15 protein-coding genes are annotated in these 16,825 nt (G+C 59.3%); 2 read left to right on the top strand and 13 right to left on the bottom strand.

Going from position 1 to position 16,825, the window contains the following annotated elements; genetic code table 11:
- Nucleotide 1: 1 nt before the first annotated feature.
- The 12 genes from nuoC to PDR5_RS18090 all read right to left on the bottom strand — a co-directional run bounded on the left by nuoC (nucleotide 2) and on the right by PDR5_RS18090 (nucleotide 14,077).
- Nucleotides 2-1,786, bottom strand: coding sequence for an NADH-quinone oxidoreductase subunit C/D (nuoC, locus tag PDR5_RS18145; protein ID WP_039767687.1), 1,785 nt, complete (start codon nucleotides 1,784-1,786; stop codon nucleotides 2-4).
- Between the two features lie 69 nt (nucleotides 1,787-1,855).
- The gene (locus tag PDR5_RS18140) at nucleotides 1,856-2,530 is read right to left on the bottom strand and encodes a NuoB/complex I 20 kDa subunit family protein (RefSeq protein ID WP_007951456.1); all 675 of its coding nucleotides are present in this window, start codon (nucleotides 2,528-2,530) and stop codon (nucleotides 1,856-1,858) included.
- A gap of 10 nt (nucleotides 2,531-2,540) precedes the next feature.
- Complete coding sequence (locus PDR5_RS18135; RefSeq protein ID WP_003223812.1) at nucleotides 2,541-2,954, bottom strand: NADH-quinone oxidoreductase subunit A; 414 nt, start codon at nucleotides 2,952-2,954, stop codon at nucleotides 2,541-2,543.
- A gap of 547 nt (nucleotides 2,955-3,501) precedes the next feature.
- A complete protein-coding gene (gene aceA, locus PDR5_RS18130; RefSeq protein ID WP_064597742.1) occupies nucleotides 3,502-4,827 on the bottom strand; it encodes an isocitrate lyase in 1,326 nt (441 codons plus the stop codon).
- 476 nt (nucleotides 4,828-5,303) lie between these two features.
- Nucleotides 5,304-6,056: a secretin N-terminal domain-containing protein gene (locus PDR5_RS18125; RefSeq protein WP_064597740.1), complete on the bottom strand. Its 753-nt coding sequence runs from the start codon at nucleotides 6,054-6,056 to the stop codon at nucleotides 5,304-5,306.
- A 243-nt stretch (nucleotides 6,057-6,299) separates the two neighbouring features.
- On the bottom strand, nucleotides 6,300-6,725 hold the full coding sequence (locus PDR5_RS18120) for a GNAT family N-acetyltransferase (protein ID WP_039767415.1): 426 nt from the start codon (nucleotides 6,723-6,725) through the stop codon (nucleotides 6,300-6,302).
- Nucleotides 6,718-7,893, bottom strand: a complete 1,176-nt coding sequence (locus PDR5_RS18115; protein WP_064597738.1) for a ribosomal protein uL16 3-hydroxylase — start codon at nucleotides 7,891-7,893, stop codon at nucleotides 6,718-6,720. The genes PDR5_RS18120 and PDR5_RS18115 overlap by 8 nt, the downstream gene beginning before the upstream one ends.
- Nucleotides 7,894-7,979: 86 nt before the next feature.
- A complete protein-coding gene (purB, locus tag PDR5_RS18110; RefSeq protein WP_064597733.1) occupies nucleotides 7,980-9,350 on the bottom strand; it encodes an adenylosuccinate lyase in 1,371 nt (456 codons plus the stop codon).
- A 127-nt stretch (nucleotides 9,351-9,477) separates the two neighbouring features.
- Nucleotides 9,478-10,101: a high frequency lysogenization protein HflD gene (gene hflD, locus PDR5_RS18105; protein ID WP_039767411.1), complete on the bottom strand. Its 624-nt coding sequence runs from the start codon at nucleotides 10,099-10,101 to the stop codon at nucleotides 9,478-9,480.
- On the bottom strand, nucleotides 10,098-11,222 hold the full coding sequence (gene mnmA, locus PDR5_RS18100) for a tRNA 2-thiouridine(34) synthase MnmA (RefSeq protein WP_007951446.1): 1,125 nt from the start codon (nucleotides 11,220-11,222) through the stop codon (nucleotides 10,098-10,100). The genes hflD and mnmA overlap by 4 nt, the downstream gene beginning before the upstream one ends.
- Before the next feature lie 59 nt (nucleotides 11,223-11,281).
- The gene (locus PDR5_RS18095; RefSeq protein ID WP_064597731.1) at nucleotides 11,282-11,728 is read right to left on the bottom strand and encodes an NUDIX hydrolase; all 447 of its coding nucleotides are present in this window, start codon (nucleotides 11,726-11,728) and stop codon (nucleotides 11,282-11,284) included.
- 123 nt (nucleotides 11,729-11,851) lie between these two features.
- The gene (locus PDR5_RS18090; RefSeq protein WP_064597729.1) at nucleotides 11,852-14,077 is read right to left on the bottom strand and encodes an NADP-dependent isocitrate dehydrogenase; all 2,226 of its coding nucleotides are present in this window, start codon (nucleotides 14,075-14,077) and stop codon (nucleotides 11,852-11,854) included.
- A gap of 481 nt (nucleotides 14,078-14,558) precedes the next feature.
- Here PDR5_RS18090 and icd point away from each other — a divergent pair, with 481 nt between their 5' ends.
- A complete protein-coding gene (gene icd, locus PDR5_RS18085; RefSeq protein ID WP_007951441.1) occupies nucleotides 14,559-15,815 on the top strand; it encodes an NADP-dependent isocitrate dehydrogenase in 1,257 nt (418 codons plus the stop codon).
- 80 nt (nucleotides 15,816-15,895) lie between these two features.
- Here icd and PDR5_RS18080 read toward each other — a convergent pair whose 3' ends face one another.
- Nucleotides 15,896-16,189: a cold shock domain-containing protein gene (locus tag PDR5_RS18080; protein ID WP_064600893.1), complete on the bottom strand. Its 294-nt coding sequence runs from the start codon at nucleotides 16,187-16,189 to the stop codon at nucleotides 15,896-15,898.
- A gap of 224 nt (nucleotides 16,190-16,413) precedes the next feature.
- On the opposite strand from PDR5_RS18080, the gene clpS reads away from it, so the two are divergent.
- Entirely contained in the window at nucleotides 16,414-16,797 is a 384-nt protein-coding gene (clpS, locus tag PDR5_RS18075; protein ID WP_011334948.1) for an ATP-dependent Clp protease adapter ClpS, read from the top strand.
- Nucleotides 16,798-16,825: the final 28 nt, after the last annotated feature.

The following is a 16,825-nucleotide window of genomic DNA, read 5'->3' as shown; positions in this document are numbered from 1 at the left end:
CTTAGCGGTCCACGTCGGCCATAACGAAATCGATACTACCCAGGTACGCAATCAGGTCCGCGACCATGCTGCCTTTGATCACCGAAGGGATCTGTTGCAGATGCGGGAAGCTCGGAGTACGGATCCGGGTACGGTAGCTCATGGTGCCGCCGTCGCTCGTCAGGTAATAACTGTTGATGCCCTTGGTCGCTTCGATCATCTGGAAGGATTCGTTGGCCGGCATGACCGGGCCCCACGAAACCTGCAGGAAGTGCGTGATCAGGGTTTCGATGTGCTGCAGCGTGCGCTCTTTCGGCGGCGGCGTGGTCAGCGGGTGATCCGCCTTGTACGGGCCTTCCGGCATGTTGCGCAGGCACTGGTCGATGATCTTGACGCTCTGGCGCATCTCTTCGACGCGAACCATGCAGCGGTCGTAGGCATCGCCGTTGGCGGCCAGTGGCACTTCGAACTCGAAATTCTCGTAACCGGAATATGGACGTGCTTTACGCAGGTCGAAGTCGCAACCGGTGGAACGCAGGCCGGCACCGGTGACGCCCCATTCCAGGGCCTCCTTGGTGTTGTACTGGGCAACGCCGATGGTACGACCTTTGAGGATGCTGTTCTGCAGCGCGGCCTTGGTGTATTCGTCGAGGCGCTTCGGCAGCCATTCAACGAAGTCTTTCACCAGTTTTTCCCAGCCGCGCGGCAGGTCGTGGGCAACGCCGCCGATGCGGTACCAGGCCGGGTGCAGACGGAAACCGGTGATGGCTTCGATCACCGTGTACGCCTTCTGGCGGTCGGTGAAGGTGAAGAACACCGGGGTCATGGCGCCGACGTCCTGGATGTAAGTACCCAGGAACAGCAGGTGGCTGGTGATCCGGAAGAACTCGGCCATCATGATGCGGATGACGTCGACCTTCTCTGGCACCTTGATGCCGGCCAGCTTCTCGACCGAGAGCACGTACGGCAGGTTGTTCATCACGCCGCCGAGGTAGTCGATACGGTCGGTGTACGGAATGAAACTGTGCCAGGACTGACGCTCGGCCATCTTCTCGGCGCCACGGTGGTGGTAACCGATGTCCGGAACGCAATCGACGATCTCTTCACCGTCCAGTTGCAGGATGATGCGGAACGCACCGTGCGCCGAAGGGTGGTTCGGACCCAGGTTGAGGAACATGTAGTCCTCGTTAGGGCCGGAGCGCTTCATGCCCCAGTCTTCAGGGCGGAAGCGCGCGGCTTCTTCCTCGAGCTGTTGCTTGGCCAGGTTCAGGCTGAACGGATCGAACTCGGTGGCGCGCGCCGGGAAGTCCTTGCGCAGCGGGTGACCTTCCCAGGTCGGCGGCATCATGATGCGCGACAGGTGCGGGTGACCTTTGAAGTCGATGCCGAACATGTCCCAGACTTCACGCTCGTACCAGTTGGCGTTCGGCCAGATGCTGGTGACGGTCGGCAAGCTGAGGTCGCTCTCGGACAAGGCGACCTTGATCATCACGTCACTATTACGTTCCAGCGACATGAGGTGATAGAACACGGTGAAATCGGCACCGCCCGGCAGCCCTTGACGCTTGGTGCGCAGACGCTCGTCCACGCCGTGCAGGTCATAGAGCATGACGTACGGCTTGGGCAGGTTGCGCAGGAAGGTCAGGACTTCGACGAGTTTGGCGCGGGCCACCCACAGCACCGGCATGCCGGTGCGGGTCGGCTGAGCGGTGAACGCTTCGGCGCCAAAACGGTTGTTCAGTTCGACGACCACATCCTGGTCGTCTGCCTTATAAGGCGGGATGTACAGAGCACTGCCTGTAGTCATGGTTATTTTTTCGCTTTCGGTCAACGTAAAGAATGAAGCCAGCTTCTCGTTTCTTTGAAACAGACTGGATCAGACTTCGTCAGGGCTGCGCAGGTTGGTGACTGCGATTCGCTGTTCGCGGCGCTGTTCCTTCTGCGAAGGCATGTCGGCGCGATAAACGCCTTGATCGCCAACGACCCAGGAAAGTGGGCGACGCTCCTGGCCAATGGATTCCTGCAACAGCATCAAGCCTTGCAGAAATGCTTCTGGACGGGGCGGGCAGCCAGGTACGTAGACGTCAACGGGCAGGAACTTGTCCACCCCCTGAACCACGGAGTAGATGTCGTACATGCCGCCGGAGTTGGCGCACGAACCCATCGAGATCACCCACTTGGGCTCGAGCATCTGCTCGTACAGGCGCTGAATGATCGGCGCCATCTTGATGAAGCAGGTCCCGGCGATAACCATGAAGTCGGCCTGACGCGGTGATGCCCGGATAACTTCGGCGCCGAAGCGCGCGATGTCGTGGGGCGCCGTGAAGGCGGTGGTCATTTCCACGTAGCAGCACGACAGACCGAAGTTGTACGGCCACAGGGAGTTCTTACGTCCCCAGTTGACCGCGCCACTCAGCACGTCTTCCAGCTTGCCCATGAAAATGTTTTTGTGGACTTGATCCTCTAACGGATCGGAAACGGTTTCCCGCTGGCCGATCGGATACTGCTCGTTAGGAGCATCGGGGTCGATTCTGGTGAGATTGTATTGCATTGCCAAAGCCTCATTGTTTCAGCTTCGCCTGCCGCTTGCGACGAGCTTCCGGAGCCCAGTCAAGGGCGCCCACTCGGAACAGGTAGACAAGACCTGCCAACAGAATTGCTATGAAAACGAGAGCTTCGACGAATCCGGTCCAGCCGCTTTCGCGGACGGACACAGACCATGCAAAGAGAAAGAGGGCTTCGATATCGAAGATCACGAACAGCATCGCGACCAGATAGAATTTGGCTGAGAGCCGCAAGCGGGCGCCACCGGTAGGTAGCATGCCGGACTCGAACGGTTCGTTTTTGCTGCGGCCCCAGGCTTTTGACCCGAGGAGGCTGGAGACGCCGAGCATGAAGGCGCACAGGCCGACTACACCCAGAAGGAAAATGGCAAAGCCCCAGTTGTGGGCCATGAGTCCTGTCGCTTCGGGCATGCTGGAAATCCTTAACAGAGAGCAAAGGTCTCTGAGCTTGATAAAGAAATAAGGCAGTGACGATATGTCGCAGCAATCAATCGCGCTGATTTTATGGCTAAACACCCTGCAAGTAAAATTCCTATAGCGAAATTATTTATTGGAATAAGGACATAGCACACCTCGAAGGGCCCGCAGCCCATGCGTTGCGGGCATTAGCCGGGATTTCACGAATTATGTTTTGTAGGAAATGTAACGAACATAGTTGTCGCTAAATGATAATTGATATCGTTTGCAGAGGTTTCGTAACTGTTTAACGGGTCAGTAGTTGGGAAGTTGTCTTATATGCGCGTTACTGCAAGTAGCGGCGGCGCCCGTTTTAGCCGATTTTTGCGATGCGGATACCGCTCTGGATCAATGTTTTACCTGACAGGCTTTGCCAATTCCTGAGGTGCCCGGAAAACCGCAGGCAAAAAAAACGCCCCGAACCAGTCGGGGCGTCAGTTTTTCGGCAATGCGGTTAGCTCTCTATACGGTCCGCAAAGGCCGTTCGCTCAGGCGAAGTCGATCAGTGGAACTGTTCTTCTTCGGTCGAACCGGTCAGTGCGGTTACCGACGACGAGCCACCTTGAATCACGGTGGTCATGTCGTCGAAGTAGCCAGTGCCCACTTCCTGCTGGTGAGCCACGAAGGTGTAACCCTTGGCGGCGTCAGCGAATTCCTGCTCTTGCAGCTTCACGTAGGCAGTCATGTCGTTGCGGGCGTAGTCGTGCGCCAGGTTGAACATGCTGTGCCACATGTTGTGAATGCCGGCCAGGGTGATGAACTGGTGCTTGTAACCCATGGCGGACAGTTCGCGCTGGAACTTGGCGATGGTCGCGTCGTCCAGGTTTTTCTTCCAGTTGAAGGAAGGCGAGCAGTTGTACGACAGGATCTGGTCCGGGTATTCCTTTTTGATCGCTTCAGCGAAACGACGGGCTTCTTCCAGGTCCGGCTTGGCGGTTTCGCACCAGATCAGGTCGGCGTACGGCGCGTAAGCCAGGCCTCGGGCGATTGCCTGGTCCAGACCTGCACGAACCTTGTAGAAACCTTCCTGGGTACGGGTGCCTGTCACGAATGGCTGGTCGTACGGATCGCAGTCGGAAGTCAGCAGGTCGGCAGCGTTGGCGTCGGTACGGGCCAGGATGATGGTCGGTACACCGGCAACGTCGGCAGCCAGACGAGCCGCGGTCAGCTTCTGCACGGCTTCCTGGGTTGGAACCAGAACCTTGCCGCCCATGTGGCCGCATTTCTTCACGGAAGCCAGTTGGTCTTCGAAGTGAACGCCGGCGGCGCCTGCTTCGATCATGCTCTTCATCAGCTCGTAGGCGTTCAGTACGCCGCCGAACCCGGCTTCAGCGTCAGCCACGATTGGCGCGAAGTAGTCGATGTAGCCTTCGTCGCCCGGGTTCTTGCCGGCTTTCCACTGGATCTGGTCGGCACGACGGAACGAGTTGTTGATGCGCTTGACCACGGTCGGAACCGAGTCCACCGGGTACAGCGACTGGTCCGGGTACATCGATTCAGCGGAGTTGTTGTCCGCAGCGACTTGCCAGCCCGACAGGTAGATCGCCTGGATACCGGCTTTGACCTGCTGCACAGCCTGGCCGCCGGTCAGGGCGCCCATGCAGTTGACGAAGTCTTTCTCTGGGCGGAAGGACGGCTTGGCACCCTGGGTGACCAGGTTCCACAGTTTTTCGGCGCCCATTTTTGCAAAGGTGTGCTCTGGTTGAACCGAGCCACGCAGACGGACGACGTCAGCAGCGGAGTAATTGCGAGTCACGCCTTTCCAGCGCGGGTTTTCAGCCCAGTCTTTTTCAAGGGCTGCAATTTGCTGTTCGCGTGTCAGTGCCATGGAGATAAACCTCGTCGCGTCTTTATGAAAAGTTGTTCTGCGGTGGAAAATTCCTTGCGCTCGCTGACCAGAAGCTTAGGTGGTCAGGTCGGGTTCGGCGGGGCAGGCGACGGGATGAACGATGGGCTCGAGGGGAAGTGAGCAGGTAAAGGCGAACTGGTGGGCGCATTCGGGCGTCGTGGGCCTTTATACGAACGACAGTGTAAAGCCGGGTTACCTAATTACGCTTCCGTCCCTCGGGACAACTTCGTTCCAGTCGGCAACCTCGTCAAACACGCCTTGTGGGCGGTACAGACACGAAACGGCTCGCGGGGATGGTTGCGAGCAGCGCTTCGAAGGCCCTTGCCAGGGCCTCTGATTAGCGGGAGCGAGGCCATCATGCCTTCGCTTTTTTGGCTCGTCAAACGTTTTGTAGTGCTTTTTTTCAAGCACTACATCTTTCGTCTAATACGACTAATCAGTCAGTTTTTGGTGCTTTAGTCCAACGTGTCGACTTTCACCCGCAACGTCATGTCATCCCGGCCTTGAGTAGAGTAGCTGCGGGCCAGGCCCTGTTTGTCGGCCTGGGTCTGGCGATTCACGCCGGCGAGGGTGATCCATTCGCCCAGCCGTCCGGTGACAGTTGTGTCGGTGCTTTGCACGTTCACTACATCGGGACGTTCCTGGCTCATGCGGTCACGGTTGGTACTGATAGCCAGGTGAACGGTTTCGCCGGTGACGCTGGCGGTGACGTAAAAACCCTGGGTGACGTTGCGATATTGGGTCTGGCTGCTGTAATCGCCGTAGGAGTTGGTCTGGCTGCTGGTGATCGGCACGCTCTGGCCGACCTGGATCAGTGCCGGAGCACCTTCGCTGGCCTGGATCTGCTGAATGCCGCCGTCACGGCTGGCAGTGCTTCGACTGATGATGCGGGTTTGCGCGCCATTGACCGAATAGCCTTCATCGCCACGACCGTTGTTTTCGTTGATGTCGACCGTGATCAGCAAGCGCTTGGGCGCGGTGTCGAGCTGCGAGAGCAGATCCTTGAGTTCTTGAATCTTGCCGGGCTCGGCCTTGACGATCAGTTGGTTGCCATAGGCGCTGACCTGGCCGTCCTTGCCGATGAAGTCCTGAGCCACCGGCAGCATGTCGGCGCTGGTGTGGTACTTGAGGGGCACGATTTCTGTGGCTGCCATCACCGAAACACTGCAGCCGAGCAGCAGGGTGGTGAGCAGGGTGCGTAGGGACATGTCCGTTATCTCCGCTTTCGAAAGGCTTGATATTGCCAGTTTGTCGGCCCGGGGTGGGGCAAGTTGAATCGTAGACAGCAAAACGCCCCGGCATCCGAAAATGGCAGGGCGTTTTGTGGTGTTCTGGAGGGCCTCTTCGCGAGCAAGCCCGCGCCCACATTGGATCTCTGCCGGGCACAAAATCTGTGGTCGCTGGAGGTCTCCTTTGGGAGCGGGCTTGCCCGCGAATGCCGCGACGCGGACTTATGCCGAGTGACGAACCATGTCGACATGCGGAATCCCAGCTTCGAGGAATTCCTCGCTGACCAGGTTGAAACCCAGACGCTCATAGAACGCCGTGGCCTGTACCTGGGCGCTGAGCATCTGCTGCTTCAGTCCGCGCTCCTCTGCTTCGGCGATGACCGCCTGCATCAGCGCATCGCCGACCTTCAGACCGCGCCAGTCCTTGAGCACCGAAACCCGGCCAACATGCCCGTCGGGCAACAGGCGGGCGGTGCCAATCGGAAAGTCGCCTTCGAAAGCCAGGAAATGCACCGCCGTAGCGTCATCGGCGTCCCACTCAAGCTCGGGTGGAACCGATTGTTCGGCAATGAACACCGTTTCGCGAATGCGGCGGATCTCGGCGTTGTCCTTTTGCCAGTCTGCAACACGTACGCGAATCTTATTCATCGTCGGCGAACCCCAGGCTTCCCTGTTTGACCAGTTCGCACAGCAGGCCGCGACCGTCTTCGTCGCTCAGCCAGTCACCGAGGTTGTCGGTGTGCAGAGCGTCGGCGGAGCAGATCAGCTTCAGCAGTTCGCGCAGCTTGCCCGGCAGGTAACGGCTCTGGCCGCTGGCGAACAGCAGCAGGTCGTCATCGACGTCCGACCACGCCAGGCGCGCGCTCGGGTTGCGGATCAGGATGGCGCCGTCTTCGAACGCGCCAAGAAGGTCTTCTTCCTCGACTTCTTCAGGGCCGACCACCAGCTCTGGATAACGCGGCTCGGTCATGTACTGGCCGAACCAGGTCAGCAGCAGGCGCTCATCGCTCATGTGCTCGGCGAGCAGCGCTTTCAGGCGGCCGAGTGCATCGTGCTGGATCTGATGTGGATCATCGCTGACCGGTTTGGCATCGGCGTCGGTGTAGCGCTCTTCGTCAGTCAGGAACTGGCTGAGGAAATCGGTGAAGTGGGTCAGTACTTCAGCGGCGCTTGGTGCGCGGAAACCGACCGAGTAGGTCATGCAGTCGTCGACGGCAACGCCGCAGTGAGCCAGGCGCGGTGGCAGGTAGAGCATGTCGCCCGGTTCCAGGACCCACTCTTCGGTCTCATGGAATTCGGCGAGGATGCGCAGGTCGGCGTGTTGCAGCAGCGGGCTTTCGGAGTCGCACATCTGGCCGATTTTCCAGTTGCGCTTGCCGTGGCCTTGCAGCAGGAACACGTCGTAGTTGTCGAAGTGCGGGCCGACGCTGCCGCCCGGGGCGGCGAAGCTGATCATTACGTCGTCGACGCGCCAGCTCGGCAGGAAGCGGAAGTTTTCCAGCAGCTCGCTGACTTCCGGCACGAACTGATCGACCGCCTGCACCAGCAGGGTCCACTCGCGCTCCGGCAGTTTGCTGAATTCGTCCTCGGCGAACGGGCCGCGGCGCAGTTCCCAAGGACGCTCGCCGTGCTCGATCACCAGACGCGATTCGACTTCTTCTTCCAGGGCCAGGCCGGCGAGTTCGTCGGCGTCGATCGGGCTTTCGAAATCAGGAATCGCCTGACGGATCAGCAGTGGTTTTTTCTGCCAGTAATCGCGCATGAATTCGCGCGCCGTAAGACCACCCAGAAGTTGAAGAGGAATATCGGGATTCATATGTAACCTATTGAAAAAAAGCATTTTTCAGACGGGAATAAAAACGCCCGGCGCGGCCGGGCGTCTCAAACGGGTCAAGCGGTCGATCAGATGCGTTTGGCTTGCGCTACAGCGTTGCCGATGTAGTTGGCCGGGGTCAGCTGCTTGAGTTCGGCTTTCGCTTCGGTCGGCATGTCCAGACCATCGATGAAAGTCTGCAGCGCTTCAGGGCTGATGCCCTTGCCGCGGGTCAGTTCTTTCAGCTTCTCGTACGGGTTTTCGATGTTGTAGCGGCGCATCACGGTCTGGATCGGCTCGGCCAGGACTTCCCAGCAAGCGTCCAGATCGGCAGCGATCTTGTCAGCGTTCAGCTCGAGCTTGCTGATGCCTTTGAGGCTCGCTTCGTACGCGATCACGCTGTGGGCGAAGCCGACACCGAGGTTGCGCAGAACGGTGGAGTCGGTCAGGTCGCGCTGCCAGCGGGAGATCGGCAGTTTGCTCGCCAGGTGCTGGAACAGTGCGTTGGCGATGCCCAGGTTGCCTTCGGAGTTTTCGAAGTCGATCGGGTTGACCTTGTGCGGCATGGTCGACGAACCGATTTCGCCGGCGATGGTGCGCTGCTTGAAGTAACCCAGGGAGATGTAGCCCCAGATGTCACGGTCGAAGTCGATCAGGATGGTGTTGAAGCGCGCAATGGCGTCGAACAACTCGGCGATGTAGTCGTGCGGCTCGATTTGCGTGGTGTACGGGTTGAAGCCCAGGCCCAGCTCGTCTTCGATGAAGGCGCGGGCGTTGGCTTCCCAGTCGATCTGCGGGTAGGCCGACAGGTGAGCGTTGTAGTTGCCGACAGCGCCGTTGATCTTGCCCAGCAGCGGAACGGCAGCAACCTGAGCGATCTGGCGCTCGAGACGGTAAACCACGTTCGCCAGCTCTTTGCCCAGGGTGGTCGGCGAAGCCGGCTGGCCGTGGGTGCGCGACAGCATCGGCACGTCGGCGAAACGGATGGCCAGTTCGCGGATGGCGTTGGCGGTCTGGCGCATCAGCGGCAGCATCACGTCATCACGACCTTCGCGCAGCATCAGGGCGTGGGACAGGTTGTTGATGTCCTCGCTGGTGCAGGCGAAGTGGATAAATTCGCTGACCTTGGCCAGCTCCGGCAGCTTGGCCGCCTGCTCCTTGAGCAGGTATTCGATCGCTTTGACGTCGTGGTTGGTGGTGCGCTCGATCTCTTTCACGCGCTCGGCGTGCTCCAGCGAGAAGTTTTCGGCCAGTTCATTCAGAACGGCGTTGGCTTCGGCGGAGAAGGCTGGCACTTCCGGGATGCCGGCGTGAGCGGCCAGGCGCTGGAGCCAGCGCACTTCAACCAGAACGCGGGCACGGATCAGACCGTACTCGCTGAAAATTGGGCGCAGGGCCTGGGTTTTGCCGGCGTAGCGGCCGTCAACAGGGGAAACCGCAGTGAGCGAAGAGAGCTGCATGGGGTGTTCTCGGACAGTCGGGCAACGAAATGGGGCGCGTATCATACATGAAAAAATCCGCCGGTCCGTCGCCAACTGACCGGCGTATTACGCGTTACAGGCTACAAAGCTTTTATTGCGCGGCGATTTACTCGCTGCGCATCAACGGATACAGCTCTTTGAGCAATTTGCGCCGGCTCACGACCAGCTGCCAGCGGTGACCGCCGAGCTGGCGCCACAGCCGCGCCGAACGAATGCCGGCGAGCAGCAGGGCGCGGATCTTCGAGGCATTGCTCGGCTGCTGCAGGTTGCGCATGTCGCCGTGCACCTGAATGCGCTGGCGCAGGGTGCTCAGGGTGTCCTGATACAGCGCACCGCAGGCCGCGATCACGTTTTCGTGGGCTGGGCCGAAATGCTCGACCTGTGACTGGATCTGCGGCAAACGCTTGCCAATCACGTCGAGCATGTCGTTGCGCTTGGCCAGTTGCCGCTCAAGGCCGAGCATTGACAGGGCGTAGCGCAACGGTTCGCGCTGCAAGGTGCTCGGGTCGCGCTCGAGGGCGCCGATCAGTGCGCGGTAACCCTCGCGCAGGTTGATATCGTCGCCGCCGTAAACATCCAGCGTGTCTTTCGGGTCGCGAACCAGCAGGCTGCCGAGCATGCAGCTCAGGCCGGCCTCGTTGGTCTGGCCAGTCTTGGCGATCCGGTCAACCAGCACGGCGGCGAGAAACACGCCGCCCAGAGCGGTCAATTGCTCCTGAGTCGGGCTCATGCCTGGCCGCTCCACGGCTCGGCGACTTCGATCACGCCGCCACCGAGGCAGATTTCACCGTCATAAAACACCACCGACTGGCCCGGCGTGACTGCGCGTTGCGGCTCGTCGAACACGGCGCGATAGCCGGTCGCGGTTTTTTCCAGGGTGCAGGCCTGATCGCTCTGGCGATAACGAACCTTGGCGGTCAGGCGCAATGGCTGGCTCAGATCGATCGGATTGACCCAATAGATTTCCGAAGCGAGCAGGGCGCTGGAAAACAGCCACGGATGGTTGTTGCCCTGGCCGACGATCAGCTCGTTGGTGTCCAGATCCTTGCGCAGCACATACCACGGTTCGTCGCCGGCGTCTTTCAGGCCGCCGATGCCCAGGCCCTGGCGTTGACCGATGGTGTGGTACATCAAACCGTGGTGACGGCCGATGACTTCGCCTTCGGTGGTCTTGATCTCGCCCGGTTGCGCCGGCAGGTATTGCTTGAGGAAATCGCTGAAGCGACGCTCGCCGATGAAGCAGATCCCGGTGGAATCCTTCTTCTTGGCGGTTGCCAGCTCGTATTTCTCGGCAATTGCACGGACTTCCGGTTTTTCCAGTTCGCCGACCGGGAACAGGGTCTTGGCGATCTGTTCGCCGCCGACGGCGTGCAGGAAGTAGCTCTGATCCTTGTTCGGATCCAGGCCCTTGAGCAGCTCCGTGCGGCCGTCGATGTCGCGGCGGCGCACGTAGTGACCGGTGGCGATCAGGTCGGCGCCGAGCATCATGGCGTAGTCGAGGAACGCCTTGAACTTGATCTCGCGGTTGCACAGGATGTCCGGGTTCGGCGTGCGGCCGGCCTTGTATTCGGCCAGGAAGTGCTCGAACACATTGTCCCAGTACTCGGCGGCGAAGTTGGCGGTGTGCAGCTTGATACCGATCTTGTCGCACACGGCCTGGGCATCCGCCAGGTCGTCCATGGCGGTGCAGTATTCCGTTCCGTCGTCTTCTTCCCAGTTCTTCATGAACAGGCCTTCCACTTCATAGCCCTGCTCGATCAGCAGGAGAGCGGAAACGGAAGAGTCCACGCCGCCGGACATGCCGACAATGACGCGCTTCTTGGATGTGTCAGAAGGGGCTGGATCACGCATAGGGATTCAATGAGTGTCTTGAAAAAGGACGCGATTCTATCAGGCTCACGGCCTCAAGGCTAAAGGGAAGGGCGGATCAGTTCGAGGCCGAAGCGATTGCCGGCCAGATAATCGTCGATGCAGCGGATGATCAGCTCGCTGCGCCAGTTATCGCGCTGGGCCAATAATTCGTCGCGGGTCAGCCACTTGGCGCCGACGATGCCGTCGTCCAGCTGATATTCCGGATGATGTTTCACGGCTTTGGCGCTGAAACACACGCGCTGGTAAGTCACGCCGTTGCTCGGTGCGGTGTACAGATAAATGCCGATTACGCTGGTGGGTTCGACGTCCCAGCCGGTTTCTTCGAGGGTTTCGCGCACGGCGGCTTCGATCAGGGTTTCGTCCGGATCGAGATGGCCGGCCGGCTGATTGAGCACGTTACGCCCGGCCTTGTGTTCCTCGACCATCAGGAAACGACCGTTGTCCTCGACGATGGTGGCGACGGTGATGTGGGGGAGCCAGTCCATAAGTCGTCCTCAATTTTCCAAAACTTGAAACATTATCCCTGTGGGAGCTGCGTTGATTAACAAATGGGCCGGAAACACAAACCCCGGCGCATGGCCGGGGTTTGTGATGTTCCCTTTACAACCTTAAACCAGCGCAGCGATGGCCGCGTTGAGGGTTGCGCTTGGGCGCATGGCCTTGCTGATCAGCTCGGCATCGGCGTGGTAGTAACCACCGATGTCCACTGGCTTGCCCTGAACGGCGTTGAGCTCGGCGACGATGGTCGCTTCGTTCTCGGTCAGGGTCTTGGCCAGGGTCGCGAACTGTGCTTGCAGTGCAGCGTCTTCGGTCTGGGCGGCCAGGGCTTGTGCCCAGTACATTGCCAGGTAGAAGTGGCTGCCGCGGTTGTCGATGTTGCCGACTTTGCGCGATGGCGACTTGTTGTTGTCGAGGAACTGGCCAGTGGCCTGGTCCAGGGTCTTGGACAGAACCAGCGCTTTCGGGTTGTTGTAGTTCACACCCAGGTGCTCGAGAGAAGCGGCCAGGGCCAGGAATTCACCCAGCGAATCCCAGCGCAGGAAGTTCTCTTCGACCAGTTGCTGCACGTGCTTCGGAGCCGAACCGCCGGCGCCGGTTTCGAACAGGCCACCGCCGTTCATCAGCGGCACGATCGACAGCATCTTGGCGCTGGTGCCCAGTTCCATGATCGGGAACAGGTCGGTCAGGTAGTCGCGCAGTACGTTGCCGGTCACCGAAATGGTGTCCTTGCCTTCGCGGGTGCGCTGCAGGGTGTATTTCATGGCATCGACCGGCGCCATGATCTGGATGTCCAGACCAGCGGTGTCGTGATCCTTCAGGTAAGCCTGAACCTTCTCGATCACCACGCCGTCGTGGGCGCGCATCGGGTCCAGCCAGAAAATGGCCGGGGTGCTGCTTGCGCGAGCGCGGTTGACGGCCAGTTTGACCCAGTCCTGGATCGGCGCGTCTTTGGTCTGGCACATACGGAAGATGTCGCCGGCTTCAACAGCTTGCTCCATCAGCAGGGTGCCTTTGCTGTCGGTCACGCGAACCACGCCGTCGGCCTTGATCTGGAAGGTCTTGTCGTGGGAGCCGTATTCTTCAGCCTTTTTCGCCATCAGGCCAACGTTTGGCACACTGCCCATGGTGGTCGGATCGAAAGCGCCGTTGGCTTTGCAATCTTCGATCACCGCCTGGTAGATGGTGGCGTAGCAGCGATCCGGGATCACAGCCTTGGTGTCGTGCAGCTGGCCGTCGGTGCCCCACATCTTGCCGGAGTCACGGATCATGGCCGGCATCGAGGCGTCGACGATAACGTCGCTCGGCACGTGCAGGTTGGTGATGCCTTTGTCGGAGTTGACCATCGCCAGCGACGGACGAACGGCGTAGACCGCCTGCACGTCAGCTTCGATCTGGGCTTGCTGTTCGGCCGGCAGGGATTTGATGCGGGCGTACAGGTCGCCGATGCCGTTGTTCAGGTTGAAGCCGATCTCGGCCAGCACGTCGGCGTGCTTGGTCAGGGCGTCCTTGTAGAACTCGGCAACGATCTGGCCGAACATGATCGGGTCGGAGACCTTCATCATGGTGGCTTTCAGGTGAACCGACAGCAGCACGCCTTGTTGCTTGGCGCTGTCGATTTCAGCGGCGATGAACGCGCGCAGGGCCTTTTTGCTCATCACGGAGCAGTCGAGGATCTCGCCCGCCTGAACGGTGGTTTTTTCTTTCAGGACGGTGGTGGTGCCGTCTTGGGCGACCAGCTCGATTTTCACGGTGTCAGCGGCGTCGATCAGGGCCGCTTTTTCGCTGCCGTAGAAATCGCCGGTGCTCATGTGAGCGACGTGGGACTTGGAGTCCTTGGCCCAGGCGCCCATTTTGTGCGGGTGCTTGCGAGCGTAGTTCTTGACCGACAGCGGAGCGCGACGGTCGGAGTTGCCTTCACGCAGAACCGGGTTCACGGCGCTGCCCTTGACCTTGTCGTAGCGCGCCTTGGCGTCTTTGTCGGCGTCGCTGGTCACGGTTTCCGGGTAGTCCGGCAGGTTGTAGCCCTGGGCCTGCAGTTCTTTGATCGCGGCTTGCAGTTGCGGAACCGAGGCGCTGATGTTCGGCAGCTTGATGATGTTGGCTTCAGGCGTAACGGCCAGGTCGCCCAGTTCGGCGAGGTGGTCGGCTACGGCTTTGTCGCCCAGTTGCTCGGGGAAGCTGGCCAGAATACGTGCTGCAAGAGAGATATCGCGGGTTTCCACGGCGATATCGGCCGAGGCGGTGTAAGCCTCGATGATCGGCAGCAGGGAATAGGTGGCGAGGGCTGGAGCTTCGTCGGTGAAGGTATAGATGATCTTCGAGCGGGTGGGCATATTCGGATTAACTCTCTCTTCTTTGCTAAAGCGTGCGCAGAAACTCGAGGGGCGCCGGGTAAGCGCGTTCGTTCAAAGTCATCCATGAACCGAATGTCGAGAATCTTCGCGGTGATGTTGGGTGCATCAGTAGAGCGTCAAGCAGTCGGACTGCGGTAACAACCCGACCAATCAGGCGGAAAGTCTCGTGCTAGAGAGGCCAGCCGTCGTGACCCTTTGGTCAGCGGGCGGCATTATACATAGGTAGCTGGCAATCTGCCGATGGTTCATATGCAACGATTCTCGTCCATTGGTCTAAAGGTCGCAGGCCGGGGTGGGGCGTAGAGTCGCCGTGAATGCTTGAGATTGGCGCTTTTCCCTTTGCTTTCAGGCTTGTACGAACCGAGATGTGGTCGCGCCCGGAACAGAGGGTTTGCGTGTTGATTTAACTGGGTTACGCTCGAACCAAGCCAGATGTTCAATCCAAACAATGGAGTTCAGCATGGGTTACAAGAAGATTCAGGTTCCAGCCGTCGGCGACAAAATCACCGTCAACGCAGACCATTCTCTCAATGTCCCTGATAACCCGATCATTCCCTTCATCGAAGGTGACGGCATTGGCGTCGACGTCAGCCCTGTGATGATCAAAGTGGTTGATGCTGCCGTAGAGAAAGCCTACGGGGGCAAGCGCAAGATTTCCTGGATGGAGGTTTATGCTGGCGAAAAAGCGACTCAAGTCTATGACCAGGACACCTGGCTGCCCCAGGAAACCCTGGACGCGGTCAAAGATTACGTGGTTTCCATCAAGGGCCCGCTGACCACTCCGGTCGGTGGCGGCATCCGCTCCCTCAACGTCGCTCTGCGCCAACAGCTCGATCTCTATGTCTGCCTGCGCCCTGTGGTGTGGTTCGAAGGCGTGCCGAGCCCGGTGAAAAAGCCTGGCGACGTCGATATGGTGATCTTCCGCGAGAACTCCGAAGACATTTATGCCGGTATCGAATGGAAGGCCGGCTCGCCTGAGGCCACCAAGGTCATCAAGTTCCTGAAAGAAGAAATGGGCGTCACCAAGATCCGTTTCGACCAGGATTGCGGTATCGGCATCAAGCCTGTTTCGAAAGAAGGCACCAAGCGTCTGGTGCGCAAGGCCCTGCAGTACGTGGTGGACAACGACCGCAAGTCGCTGACCATCGTGCACAAGGGCAACATCATGAAATTCACCGAAGGTGCCTTCAAGGACTGGGGCTATGAGGTGGCGAAGGAGGAATTCGGCGCCGAGCTGCTCGACGGCGGCCCATGGATGAAATTCAAGAACCCGAAAACCGGCCGCGAAGTCGTCGTCAAGGACGCCATCGCCGATGCCATGCTCCAGCAGATCCTGCTGCGTCCGGCCGAGTACGATGTGATCGCCACCCTTAACCTCAACGGTGACTACCTGTCCGATGCCCTGGCGGCGGAAGTGGGCGGTATCGGTATCGCGCCGGGTGCCAACCTGTCCGACACCGTGGCCATGTTCGAGGCGACCCACGGTACCGCGCCGAAATATGCCGGCAAAGACCAGGTCAACCCGGGCTCGGTGATCCTGTCGGCGGAGATGATGCTGCGCCATCTGGGCTGGACCGAGGCGGCCGACCTGATCATCAAGGGCACCAATGGCGCGATCAAGGCCAAGACCGTGACCTACGACTTCGAGCGTCTGATGGAAGGTGCCACGCTGGTGTCTTCTTCGGGCTTCGGTGAAGCGCTGATCAAGCATATGTAAGAACGGCAGCTGCAACGAAACCGCCCGGCTCGAGTGATCGAGCCGGGCGGTTTGTTTTCTGGCAGGTGTTCGGGGTTGCTTCAGCTGGTCACGGATTGGTGCTTAGCGGCAGCAGCGGCTGCGACCGAGGCGGCATCTTTCGCGGCGTCGACATTCTGAATATTTGTTGCGTGCAGGCCTTTGGGCCCTTGCACGATGTCGAATTTAACCTCCTGTCCGGCCTTCAGGGTTTTGTATCCGTCCATCTTGATGGCGGAATAGTGGGCGAAGAAATCGATCTCCTTGCCATCCTCGTCCCTCCCCTCGTGGGATTTGGTATTGATGAAACCGAACCCCTTGGCATTGTTGAACCATTTCACCTTGCCGACAGCCATGCTCAAATCCCTCTGCAACAGTCTCCATCGCTGGAGTATCATCCAATTCATCCGCAGTCGAATCCGTTAAAAAGATTGACTCCGCGGATCTTTTTTCCCCACTGTGGGTTCTATTGGTTGTAACACCGTTTTCCCGATAGTCAAGGTGACCGGGCAGTCGGAGTTGAAAACGTGTCAAGCCGCCCCCACCACTGTATTTGCACAACTGACGAACCTTTCTTTCCATGCATGCAATCAGCCAGATTCGACTAACATTCAATCAGGATCGCCCGCTTCTCCAAAAGGATCTTCCACAGGAGCACGACGACGATTCGGCAGGCGTTGCTGTTCAGGAAGCAAAGCCTGCGTTACAGGCGCCGCCGATGTACAAGGTGGTTTTGTTCAATGATGACTACACACCGATGGATTTCGTCGTCGAAGTGCTCGAGGTGTTTTTTAACCTGAATCGCGAGCTGGCGACCAAGGTCATGCTGGCCGTCCACACAGAAGGGCGGGCAGTATGTGGAGTGTTTACCCGCGACATCGCCGAGACAAAGGCCATGCAGGTCAACCAGTACGCCAGGGAAAGCCAGCATCCGCTACTCTGTGAAATCGAGAAGGACGGTTAATCGCCGACCACTTGGGTATGAGGTGAAG

Source organism: Pseudomonas sp. DR 5-09 (genome assembly GCF_001655595.1).
Taxonomy (GTDB): Bacteria; Pseudomonadota; Gammaproteobacteria; order Pseudomonadales; family Pseudomonadaceae; genus Aquipseudomonas; species Aquipseudomonas pharyngis.
The sequence above is the reverse complement of the archived record's forward strand: the minus strand, read 5'-3'. Positions and strand labels throughout refer to the sequence as shown.